An 11494-nucleotide genomic window follows, 5' to 3' on the forward strand; every position below is an offset into this window, starting at 1 on the left:
GCCACAGTGATTGCGCCAACGTTGAGATCTTGTGGAAGACAGTTGCTCCCTCAGGTATTGCACAGCTCAGAATGCCAGGAAGGCAACGACTAGAGGATAAGCCCGGTCTGCAATGCCCGCTCGTGGCACAGCTTCAGCACCGCGCGCCGCTCGTCGTCGTTCATCCGCCCCCAGCGGCTGATTTCGGCCACGCTGCGCTGGCAGCCGGTGCAGATATCCTGTTCATCCAGCGCGCAGATGTTCACGCACGGTGACGCTACCGGGCGCACCGGCGTGTCATTCATCGTCAACCACCAGCTCCCGTGCATAGCGCTGGGCATTGTGCACGTAGTGCGCCGCACTGGCCTCGAGCATGCGCTTTTGCTGTTCGGTGAGTTCGCGTACCACCTTGCCCGGTGACCCCATCACCAACGAGCCGTCGGGGATCTCCTTGCCTTCGGCAATCAGCGCATTGGCGCCGATGATGCAGTGCTTCCCGATGCGCGCACCATTGAGAATGACTGCGTTAATACCAACCAGGCTGTAGTCCCCCACCGTGCAACCATGCAGCATGGCGTTGTGGCCCACCGTGACGCCCTTGCCCAGGGTAAGCGGCGAACCCATATCGGTATGCATCACCGTGCCATCCTGCACATTGCTGCCCTCACCGATGTCGATCAGCTCGTTGTCGCCGCGCAGCACGGCGCCGAACCAGACGCTGGCGTGGGCCTGCAGGCGCACGTTACCGATCAGCGTGGCGTTGGGTGCAGCCCAACTGGTGGGGTGGCTTTCGACCCGCAGGTCGCCCAGGCGGTATTTCATGGTTGTTCCTCAGGCTGGGACGCAGATGGCAGGGTGGGCCCTGCTCGTTTGTCGGGGTAACGCTCGGGCGGGTGGTGCAGGCTGATGCCGGCATCGAACAGCAGGTTGACCAGTTCGACGATCATGATCGCCGACAACCCCCAGATCTTGTATTCACCATAGCGGTAGCTGGGCACGTACCAGCTGCGCCCCTGGTAATCGATACGGTGGGTATGGTCGCGAGGGTCCTGGCGGAAAAACTCGAGCGGCACGGTGAATACTGCCGCGATCTCGGCGTCGTTGGCACGGTATTCGACAAAGTCGGGGATAACCCCGACAAACGGGGTCACCTTCAAACCATGCAGGGAAATCAGCGGGCTAAGAGGGCCGAGCACCTCCACCAGCCCGGGTGGCAGGCCAATCTCCTCTTCGGCCTCCCGCAGGGCGGTGAACACCAGGTCCGGGTCTTCCGGGTCGCGGCGGCCACCAGGGAAGGCGACTTCGCCACCGTGGGTGGACAACCCCTGGGCGCGCAAGGTGAGGACCAGTTCGGGCGCTTCGCTGCGGGTAATGGGCAAGAGCACCGCCGCTTCCGGGAACCGTCGGTCGGTTTCCAGCGTGGCAGGTTGGTGGTTGCTCATTCGGCGAAGTAGCTCGTCCAGCATTGCGTACACTCGTGTCCAAGGCCTGCCCTGCATGATGCACCAAAAGCCGCCAGGCACCCAAGCCCTGCCCGCTTGCGGGCGCCAGGCCGGCACGCCAAGATAGGGGCAAACAAAGGGGCCCCCTATGAATTACTGCAGTGCATGCGGCCAACCGGTCATCCAGCAGGTACCCGAAGGCGACAGCCGCCTGCGGTATGTCTGCCCCTCCTGCCACACGGTCCACTACCAGAACCCCAACGTGGTGGCCGGCGTGCTGGCCACCTGGGGCAGCCAGGTATTGCTGTGCCGGCGCGCCATCGAACCGCGTCGAGGTTTCTGGACCCTGCCGGCAGGCTTCATGGAAAACGGCGAAACCCTCGACCAGGCAGCGCGCCGTGAAACCATCGAGGAAGCCTGTGCCAGGGTGAAGGACATGGCCTTGTACCAGCTGTTCGACCTGCCGCACATCAACCAGGTGCACGTGTTCTTCCGGGCACAGCTGGCAGACCTGGACGTGGCCATCGGCGCCGAGAGCCTGGAAGTACGGCTGTTCGAAGAGCACGAGATCCCGTGGCAGGCTCTGGCTTTCCGGACCGTGGCGCGCACATTAGAATGCTACTATCGCGACCGCACTGGGCAGCACTTCCCTATTGGCCATGAGTACGTGCCGCCGATGAACCTTGCGTCTTCCTCCACCTAGCTCAGAGCCTTCAGGGATACCGTTACATGCGCTGGTTGCTTGCCTTGTTCTGCCTTTGCGTGACTTCGGTGTCCCAGGCGGCCTATACCGAAACCATCATCCGCAAGCCGGCACCTGCCGCGCAGGCGCTGCCGCGCGTGGCGCAGCCGGTGCAACCTTTGATCGACAAGGTGCTGGTGATCAAGTCCGAGCGGCGCCTGCAGCTGATCAGCCGTGGAGAACCGCTGAAAACCTACCGCATTTCCCTGGGCAAACAGCCCAAAGGCCCGAAGGAGCGCGAGGGCGACAAGAAAACCCCCGAAGGCTTCTACTGGCTGGACTGGCGCAAGCAGAGCGAGCGTTTCAACCTCGCCATGCATATCGACTACCCCAACGTCACCGATGCCGCCCGTGCCCGCCGCGAAGGGGTCAGTGCCGGCAGCATGATCATGATCCACGGCACGCCGATCAACGATGAATACCCGGAATGGTACTTCCACACCCTGGACTGGACCGACGGCTGCATTGCCATGCGCAACCACGACATGCAGGAAGTCTGGAGCCTGGTGCGCGACGGGACCATGATCGAGATTCGGCCTTGATAGAGCGCCATTCGGCGCAAGCTGTAGGAAACCTCCCACCATCTCGCTGGAATCTGCCTGACAATCGCTTAGGCAAGGGACGGCATCCAGACGAATAGCCCGCCTTTTAGCATCCACGCAATCGAGTACGGAGCCCGTACTGCAACAGCGGGGTGCTTAAAATGCCGAACCACAGACGCCCGAACGCCGGCTGGCTGCTGGCTGCCTGCCTCGCGGTGCTGCTGTGCATGCCCGGGGTTGCCAGCGGCGACACCGCCAGCTGGCAACTGCGGGAGCAGCAGCAGAACCTGCGCGACCTGCAGCAGCAACAACGCCTTGAGCGCTGGCAGGGCAAACGCGAACCCAGCGAAACCTCCCCCGGGCCCATCACAGCACCTGCCCACCAGCCTTGCTGGGCCATCCGCGGCGTGCAGATTGCAGGCAACCACCAACTGCCAGAAACGCTGCTGGCCGACACCGTACGGCGCTCCATTACGGCCTGCATGGGCCCCGCCGACATCGACGGTCTGCTGCGGGCCCTTACCGGGCAATACGTGGCCGCGGGCTTTCCTGCCAGCCGCCCCTACCTGGCGCAAATGCCGCGCAGCGATGCGCCCCTGCGTATCGGTGTGGTGGAGGGCTTTGTCGAGTCCATCGAGCTCGCCGGCCCCGAGTTGCCGCTGTCGTTGTCCAGTGCCTTCCCCCACATGCTTGGCCAGCCCCTGTACCTGCCTCAGCTGGAACAAGGGCTGGACCAGCTCAACCGCCTGCGGGCCTACGACCTGGGTGCGGATTTGCTGCCCGGCACATTGCCAGGCGCCACACGGGTAGTGGTGCAGCCGCGCAAAGTGGCATCACCCTGGCACCTGGACAACCGCTTTGATAACCGTGGCAGCGACCAGACCGGCCGCCATCGCCTGACCACGGGCCTGGGGCTGGACAGCCCGTTGGGCCTGAATGACGACCTGCGTGTCTCTCTCAGCCGCACAGTCTTCGGGGCGCCCGGCTACAGCCAGGGCCTGACGCTGTACTACAGCATCCCCTACGGCCCCTGGACCTTCGCCATGAGTGCCAGCCGGCTGCGCTACAAGGCCCCACTACCGGGTAGCCACCAGGTGGCCGATGGCAGCAGCCGCTACCACAGCCTGAGTGCCGAACGGGTGCTGTGGCGCGGCCCGCGGGGCATGCTCAGCGCCAGCGCCCGGGTAGACCGCAAGCAACTGATCAACCGCAGTGCCGGTGCGGTCATCGTGCAGCAAAGCCCGACGCTGGCCACGCTGGAGGCCGGGGTCAACCTGCTGTGGCTTGAGCAGGGGCTTTGGAATGCCTACCTGGGTGTTGCCCAGGGGATCGGTGCATTCGGTGCCGACCGCTCGCCAATCGGCGTTCAGCGCCTGCGCCCAGACTTTCGCAAGTACCGCGCCAACCTGCTGCACCTACGCCAGGGCCCGGCCGAGTGGCCTTGGCGCTGGCAAAGTGAAGTGGCGCTGCAGTACAGCGACGACGCCTTGCCTGCCGTCGAGCAGTTGCTGGCCAGTGACGACACCGCCGTGCGCGGGTTCCGCCTGCGCACCTATTCCGGCAGCAGCAGCGCCGTGTGGCGCAACACCGTCAGCCTGGCCCTGCCCCACGCCTTCAACCCAGCCCTGCAGATACGGCCCTATCTCGGCGTGGACCTGGGCTGGGCCCGCACCCTGCCCGGCTCATCGCCCCAGCGCCTGGCCGGGGCCGCCGCGGGTGTCGAGCTGAGCCTGCCCGGGAGCCGGCTGCGCCTGGACTACCAACGCGCGCTGCATGCCAGCGACTTGCCTGGCCGACGCCTGGAACCTGGGTTCTGGGTGCTGGACTGGGCCCTGACGATCTGATTCACCCACAACAATGAGAACAAAAACATGAAAACACCCTCGCCCCACTGCATCCGCCCAGACACCTTGCGCTGGGCCATATTCCTGGTGGTACTCGGCTCTGCAAGCGCCCTGGCCCAGGGCGGCCTGGAAGCTGCAAGCGGCCCTGGCGGAACACCAGTGATCAACCAAGGCCACGGGGTGCCGGTGATCGAGATCGTGCCACCCAATGCCAGTGGGCTGTCGCACAACCAGTTCAGCGACTACAACGTGGGCAACGCCGGGCTGGTACTGAACAACGCCACCGCCCCCGGGCAATCGCAGCTGGCGGGCGCCCTGGCTGCCAACCCGCAGTTCCAGGGCCAGGCGGCCTCGACCATCCTCAACGAAGTGATCAGCCGCAACGCCTCGCTGATCGAAGGGCCGCAGGAGGTGTTCGGCCACCGCGCCGATTACCTGCTGGCCAACCCCAACGGCATCACCCTCAACGGTGGCAGCTTCATCAACACCACCCGCGCGGGGTTCCTGGTGGGCACGCCTGAAATCGAGCAGCAGCAGTTGAAGTACCTCGACACCCTGGGTGCCAGCGGCACCCTGCAGGTCTTGGGCGCGGGCCAGAGCAACCGTGACGGCGCCCTGGACCTGATCGCCCCGCGCATCGACACCCAGGGCCTGCTGAACGCCGGCACCGACCTGGGTATTACCGCCGGGCGCAACCGCATCGACCGCAGCACGGGCGATATCGTCCAGCACTTGCCCGGCACCCCGTCCAGCATCGATGCCAGCCTGTTCGGCGCCATGCAGGCCGGGCGCATACGCGTGGTCAGTACTGCAGAGGGCGCGGGGGTGCGGGTACAGGCGCCACGGGTCGAAGCCACCGAAGGCGTGCAGATCCAGTCAGCCGGTAATCTGCAGGTCAGCGGCACTGCCAGCAGCCCTGCCCTGCTGCACAGTGCGCAAGGCACGCTGAAGCTGACCGCCAGCGATGACCTGACCCTGGCGGCACTGGAAGCGAAGGCCCAGCACATCGAAGCACGGGCAGGCAAAAAACTGACCCTCGACGCCCAGGCCCTGGAGCGCGTGACCCGGGACACTGACAACTGGAACAGGAAGTTTCTTTTCGTCACCCGCGAAACCTACAGCCGCACCACCACCACCACCGACGTCAAACAACAGGGTACCCGGCTGCAGGCCGATGACAGCCTGGCCCTGCAGTCGGGCGGCGACCTGCGCATGACTGCCGCTCAGCTACAGGCCGGCAACGGGCTTAGCATCGACAGCGGCGGCAACCTGGAGGTGCTTGCCGGTATCGATAGCCAGCGGGTGGAGGAACAGATACGCCATCGCAAGGACCTCTGGCGCGGCGACAGCGACAGCGACACCTATACGCAAAACGCACAAGGCAGCACGCTGGACGCCGGGCAGATGACCCTTAACGCTGCCGGCAAGCTCAACGTGCAGGGCAGCAGCCTTCACAGCCGCGGCGACTTGGCGATCACCGCGAGCCAGGCGAACGTGGCCACTGCGCAATTGCAGGATCGGGGAACCCGACGGGATTACCGCGGCGACCTGGTGTCTGGCGCATTCTTCGGCGATCGCAAAGGCAATGACAGTGACGGCAAGCGGGTTGCCGGTAGCAGCATCACCAGTGACGGCGCGCTCAGCATCAGCGCAGACACCGTTACCCTCAAGGGCAGCAAGGTGTTCGGCCAGCAGGGCGCCACGCTCTACAGCCAGAAAGGCGCCCTGGCGATCGAGGCAGACCGGGACACCCACACCCGCACCGACCATAATCGCGACAGCAAACTGTTCGGCCTGATCGCCAGCGAAGGCAACAGCACCGAACGTAAGGAACAGGTGCTGAGCAGCGATGTGGGTTCTGCTACCAACCTGCGACTGGCCAGTGCAGAAGAATTGCGAATTCAAGGCTCCAAGGTCGAGGCCGGGCAACACCTTGGCATCGAGGCCAAGGGCGACCTGGTGGTCGACAGCGTGCAAACCGTCGATGAAAGCGAAACCCGTACCCAGCAACGCGGCTTCAGTGGCCATGCCCGCGAAACCCAGGCAGCGCAAGGCGACAAGCCGGGTTCGCGGCAGTACACCGCCGGGCTGGGCTATGAGGTGAACACCAGCACCGGCCAGCACCGGGAAACCCATCAGGTGGGCAGCGAACTCAAGGGGGCGTCCGTCAGCCTGGGTAGCGGCGCACAGTTGCACGTCAATGGCTCCAAGGTCACCGCCACCACCGGGGACCTGGAAGCCAACGCCCAGAAGATTGTATTGGGCGCCACCCATGACAGCCAGGACACCACCCGCACCGACACCCAGAGCGGCGGCAGCCTCGCCGTAAGCGGGGGTATCGACCGCCTGGGCAGCCAGTTCAATGGCCATCACAACCGCAGCGACGAGCACGAGCAGCAAACCCAGGTGCAGCACAGCGAGTTGCAGGCCGGCGGCAACCTGCGCCTGCACAGCGATACGCTGGTGACCGAGGCCGCACGGGTGAAGGCTGGCAACACGCTGGACGTTACCGCAAAACAGATCGAGAACCGCGCCATGCAAGATACCTATGAACACGAAAAAAACCGCAACGACTGGTCTGCCAGCCTGGGCGCAAGCCTGGAGTACCGCGACCTGACCCGCCCCATCGAACGGCTGGTGCTGGGCCAGGAGGCTGCCCGCTTCCAGCAGGCTTCCCCGGAAGATGCCATGGTCGCCCCCAGCATCGGCGCGGACATGACAGTCGAACACCTCAAGCACCTGGAAAACCAGCGCCGTGGCTTCGCCCAGGTCAGCGCATTTTCCGGTGCCGACGTGCAGGTCAAGGCCGACAGCCTGATGGATCAAGGCACGCGTTGGCAGGCGGACACCGGCACCTTGCAGATCCAGGCGCAACAGCACCACATGACAGCAGCCGCCAACACCGAGCACCGCAGCGAGCAACGCCTGAACTTCGCCGGGGATGCCCGGGTGGACACCAGCAGCGGCAAGGACGTAAATGTACGGATAGCGGGTAACGGTGGGTCGCTGGCCCAGCAGAGCACGGCCAGCACGGCGGTGGCCGGCAGCCTGTATGGCAAGCAGGGTATCCAGGTGCAGCTTGGCAGCGATGGCCGCTACGAGGGCACGCGCCTGGATGGCGGCAGCGGCGACGTCCGTATTCACAGCCAGGGTACATTGGCCTTTACCCAAGCCACTGACACCGCCCAACAGCAGTCGCGCCAACTGGATGGCAATGCCTGGGCCAAGGTTGGCAACCGCCCTGGCAGCACCGGCATCGACGGCAGAGGCTACCTCGACCACACCAGCCAGCAGCGTACGCAAGGCACAGCCCAGGTTGGCCAGATCGACAGCCAGGGCGAGGTGCGCCTGACCAGCCAGGGCGACCTGCTGCTCGAAGGCACGCGCATCGGCAGCCGCGAGGCCCCGACCGGCGACATCACCCTGCACAGCGGTGGCCTGCTGCAGGTGAAGGCCGCAAGCAGTACTCAGCAGGCCAGCGGTAGCAGCCTGGGCGGAGGCCTGGAGCTGGCGTTGAAAACCGGCACCAGTAAAGGCGGTGCCATCGGCGGCCATTTCAGCCATGGCAAGCAGCAGGAGGATGTGCGTGAGGCTGTGGATGCGCGTTTTGCAAGCAACGGTAAGCTCAGCATGGGCAGCACGGCACGCGAAGAGGTTGCCGTAAACGTCCAGGGCCTGCAGGCCAGCGCCCAGCAGATCGCCCTGGATGCGGCCAACGGCGGTATCCGGCTTGAGGCTTCGTCCAACCAGGATGTGCGCGACAACCTGCACGTCACCGCAGGTGCTGGCTTCAATAGCAGCACCGGCAACCTGGACACCCGAGGTGTGCACGGCCGGGTCAAGGTAGACCTGGACAAGCGCGACAACCTGACCTGGAACGCCGGCAACCTGCGTGCCGACCACATCAGCCTGAACAGCCGGGGTAACGCTGAGCTTCAGGGCGTGAGCCTGGAGGCCGGGAAAATCGACGGCACGATCGAAGGCGACCTGCGCGTTGCCAGCCTCAAGGACAGCGTAAACACCCTCAGCATCAAGGGCGACGCCAGGCTCAGCCACGAAAAGAACCCGCAGGGGTATGTGAATGCCGCTACCTCGCTGGCGGGGCCTTTTGGCAGCAAAGTGTCCGAGAAGGCGGGCTCGGCACTGGGCAAGGTGGACCCGGGTTTATCGCCAACCCTGCGCCTGGACGTTTCCCACGCGCAACGTGACACCGTCGGCCAGCAGGCGGTACTCAAAGGCAGCGAAGGCATCGCGTTGAATGTGGGGGGTAATGCCCACCTGGTCGGCGCCCGGTTGCAGTCGGCACGGGGCGACGTGCGGCTCGACGCGACTGCGGTTACCCAGGAAACATTGAATGGCAGTGACTATCGCCGGGATGTCTCTGTGGATGCTTCCAATTCCCCGGTGGACCTGGGCACCGCTCTGGCCGATATCGCCAAGGGCAAAGGGGCTGCCGCAGGGGAGGCTCCCCTGGACCTCGGGTTGCTGCGCACCAGTGGGCACAACCGCAGCGAGCAATGGGCCTCCAGCATTAGTGGGAAGTAATGTGCGGTAGGCGCTAGCAGCGCTCGCGATGGGGGCCAGCGCCCCCATCGACTTCAGCGCGGCCCCGTCGACTACGGCTGCCCCCTTTAACAAACCTGAAACCCGGACGTCACATTCACGCACTAGAGTGCGGTCTGGTTCAACTCAGCCATAAAAAGGACACCTTGATGAGTCGTGACACCGGCGACAACCTGGACAGGAACCACAGCACCAACCTGCCGATGGCCACGGTCATGGATGCCTACCTGAGCCGCCGCACCGTGATACGCGGCAGCCTGGCCGCCGCTGTCGGCATGATCGCCGGCACCGGCCTGGCCGGGTGCCTGGGGGGGGACCGCCCCGGCAGTGCACCGCCAATCGGCAAACCTGTACAACCCAAGTTGTCACTGGGCTTCCAGTCCATCCCTGGCTCACGCACCGACGCCTGCACCATTGCCCCCGGCTACACCGCCTACGTGCTGGCTCCCTGGGGCACGCCGCTCAACCACGCGGCCAACCCCTGGAAAGCGGACGGCAGCAACACCTCCCACGACCAGGCCAATGCCATGGGCATGCACCACGATGGCATGCATTTCTTCCCGATCAATGGCAGCTCGGACGATGGCCTGCTGGCGATCAATTTCGAGTACATCGACACCGCCGCCCTGCACCCCGCCGGGCCCACCAAGGATGCCAACGGCAAACGCCCGGCCGAAGAAGTGCGCAAGGAGATCAACGCCCACGGGGCCGGCGTGGTACGCCTGAAGAAAACCCAGGGCCGCTGGCAGGTGGTGGACAACGACCCATTGAACCGGCGCTTCACTACGGCTTCGCGCATGCAGATCAGCGGGCCGATGCGCGGCAGCGCTCACGTACGCACCCCGTACTCCCCCGCCGGTACCCATTGCCGCGGCACCAACAACAACTGCGGCAACGGCTACACACCATGGGGCACCTACCTGACCTGCGAAGAGAACTGGCCGGGCATCTTCGTCAACAAGGGCACGCTCCCCGAAGACCAGCGCCGCATCGGCGTAGGCACCAGCGGCGGCCAATACGGTTGGGAAACCGCCGCCGGTGACCACACCGAGGTTGACGGCGAATTCGCCCGTTTCGACATCACCCCCAAAGCCGCCAGCGCCAGCGGCGACTACCGCAACGAGGCCAGCACCTTCGGTTACATCGTCGAGATCGACCCTTACAACAGCAGTACCCTGGCCACAAAACGCACCGCCCTTGGCCGATTCCGCCACGAAGGCTGCTGTCCGGGCCTGGCCGTGGCGGGTAAACCGTTGGTCTGGTACATGGGTGACGATTCCAACAATGAGTACCTGTACAAGTGGGTATCCAGTGCCGTCTGGGACCCTGCCGACGCCAACCCGATGGATCGCCTGGCCACCGGCAACAAATACCTCGACCACGGCAAGTTGTACGTAGCCCGCTTCGATGCCGACGGCACCGGGGTGTGGCTGTTGCTGGACCCCTCCACCGTGACTACCAGTGGCAGTACCCTGGGCGCGTTGTATGGCGACCTGCCGGGCATCATCCTCAACACGCGCGGCGCCGGCGATGCGGTGGGTGCAACGCCGATGGACCGGCCGGAATGGACCGCCGTCAACCCGCTCAATGGCGATGCCTACCTGACCCTGACCAACAACAGCGTTCGCACGCCGGCCCAGGCCGACGCAGCCAACCCACGCGGCCCCAACCGGCATGGCCATATCATCCGCTGGCACGACAGCAGCGACCATGCCAGCTTCACCTGGGACATCTTCGTGTTCGGGGCCAATGCTGGCGGCAACGCCGACATCAACCGCTCCGGCCTGACCGAGCTTAACCAGTTCGCCAGCCCAGACGGCATGAGTTTCGATAGCCGGGGCGTGCTGTGGTTCGAGACCGACAACAGCGAGACCACGGTCACGGATTACACCAACGACCAGCTACTGGCGGTGATCCCCACGCAACTGATGGACGACAATGGCAAGCAGGTGCCGGTGAATGCACAAAACCAGGCCGACTTGCGGCGGTTCTTTGTGGGGCCTAATGATTGCGAGGTGACGGGGATTACCTTCACGCCGGACAACAAGACGCTGTTCATCAACATTCAGCACCCGGGGAACTGGCCTTCGACTGACAAAGCCACCGATGCGACACCTCAGGGCACTCGGGTTCGCCCTAGGTCTTCGACGGTGGTGATTCAACGTGATGACGGCGGGGAGATTGGTATTGCCTGAGATGCGTTCAGTGGGGGGCGCGCATCGCGTGAACATTCATTAGCGCAGGTGGTGCTTAGTCACCTTTCCGCCCTTACGTAAGAGCGAAAATATGAATAAGCGTCCCCATCGCATATGGACTATGCTTGCCATGAAAACTCACGAACAGTAAATAACTTCAAACTTCAAACTTCAAACTTCAAACTTC

Annotated in this window: 8 protein-coding genes; 5 read left to right on the forward strand and 3 right to left on the reverse strand. The window is 64.4% G+C overall.

Annotated features, from left to right (window positions below; all coding sequences use genetic code 11):
- Positions 1–89: 89 nt before the first annotated feature.
- From PPA02S_RS09415 to PPA02S_RS09425, 3 genes are read right to left on the reverse strand one after another with little or no spacing between them, the layout of a single operon-like run.
- Positions 90–284: a DUF1289 domain-containing protein gene (locus tag PPA02S_RS09415; RefSeq protein ID WP_028634838.1), complete on the reverse strand. Its 195-nt coding sequence runs from the start codon at positions 282–284 to the stop codon at positions 90–92.
- Complete coding sequence (locus tag PPA02S_RS09420; protein ID WP_028634837.1) at positions 277–801, reverse strand: gamma carbonic anhydrase family protein; 525 nt, start codon at positions 799–801, stop codon at positions 277–279. The genes PPA02S_RS09415 and PPA02S_RS09420 overlap by 8 nt, the downstream gene beginning before the upstream one ends.
- Entirely contained in the window at positions 798–1445 is a 648-nt protein-coding gene (locus tag PPA02S_RS09425) for a CoA pyrophosphatase (RefSeq protein WP_042141540.1), read from the reverse strand. The genes PPA02S_RS09420 and PPA02S_RS09425 overlap by 4 nt, the downstream gene beginning before the upstream one ends.
- A 124-nt stretch (positions 1446–1569) precedes the next feature.
- On the opposite strand from PPA02S_RS09425, the gene PPA02S_RS09430 reads away from it, so the two are divergent.
- The 5 genes from PPA02S_RS09430 (at position 1570) to PPA02S_RS09450 (ending at position 11307) form a co-directional block, all read left to right on the forward strand.
- Positions 1570–2124, forward strand: coding sequence for an NUDIX hydrolase (locus PPA02S_RS09430; RefSeq protein ID WP_028634836.1), 555 nt, complete (start codon positions 1570–1572; stop codon positions 2122–2124).
- A gap of 26 nt (positions 2125–2150) precedes the next feature.
- Positions 2151–2705, forward strand: a complete 555-nt coding sequence (locus PPA02S_RS09435; RefSeq protein ID WP_028634835.1) for a L,D-transpeptidase family protein — start codon at positions 2151–2153, stop codon at positions 2703–2705.
- A 161-nt stretch (positions 2706–2866) separates the two neighbouring features.
- The gene (locus PPA02S_RS09440) at positions 2867–4549 is read left to right on the forward strand and encodes a ShlB/FhaC/HecB family hemolysin secretion/activation protein (RefSeq protein WP_028634834.1); all 1683 of its coding nucleotides are present in this window, start codon (positions 2867–2869) and stop codon (positions 4547–4549) included.
- A gap of 27 nt (positions 4550–4576) precedes the next feature.
- Positions 4577–9094, forward strand: coding sequence for a hemagglutinin repeat-containing protein (locus tag PPA02S_RS09445; RefSeq protein ID WP_028634833.1), 4518 nt, complete (start codon positions 4577–4579; stop codon positions 9092–9094).
- Positions 9095–9261: 167 nt separating this feature from the next.
- Complete coding sequence (locus tag PPA02S_RS09450; RefSeq protein WP_028634832.1) at positions 9262–11307, forward strand: PhoX family protein; 2046 nt, start codon at positions 9262–9264, stop codon at positions 11305–11307.
- Positions 11308–11494 lie beyond the last annotated feature (187 nt).

It is taken from the genome of Pseudomonas parafulva NBRC 16636 = DSM 17004, assembly GCF_000730645.1.
Taxonomy (GTDB): Bacteria; Pseudomonadota; Gammaproteobacteria; order Pseudomonadales; family Pseudomonadaceae; genus Aquipseudomonas; species Aquipseudomonas parafulva.

Coding starts and splice junctions, on each gene's coding strand:
- PPA02S_RS09425 (WP_042141540.1), bottom strand. CDS start 1,445: ATGCTGGACGAGCTACTTCGCCGAATGAGCAACCACCAACCTGCCACG.
- PPA02S_RS09440 (WP_028634834.1), top strand. CDS start 2,867: ATGCCGAACCACAGACGCCCGAACGCCGGCTGGCTGCTGGCTGCCTGC.
- PPA02S_RS09430 (WP_028634836.1), top strand. CDS start 1,570: ATGAATTACTGCAGTGCATGCGGCCAACCGGTCATCCAGCAGGTACCC.
- PPA02S_RS09420 (WP_028634837.1), bottom strand. CDS start 801: ATGAAATACCGCCTGGGCGACCTGCGGGTCGAAAGCCACCCCACCAGT.
- PPA02S_RS09415 (WP_028634838.1), bottom strand. CDS start 284: ATGAATGACACGCCGGTGCGCCCGGTAGCGTCACCGTGCGTGAACATC.
- PPA02S_RS09435 (WP_028634835.1), top strand. CDS start 2,151: ATGCGCTGGTTGCTTGCCTTGTTCTGCCTTTGCGTGACTTCGGTGTCC.
- PPA02S_RS09450 (WP_028634832.1), top strand. CDS start 9,262: ATGAGTCGTGACACCGGCGACAACCTGGACAGGAACCACAGCACCAAC.
- PPA02S_RS09445 (WP_028634833.1), top strand. CDS start 4,577: ATGAAAACACCCTCGCCCCACTGCATCCGCCCAGACACCTTGCGCTGG.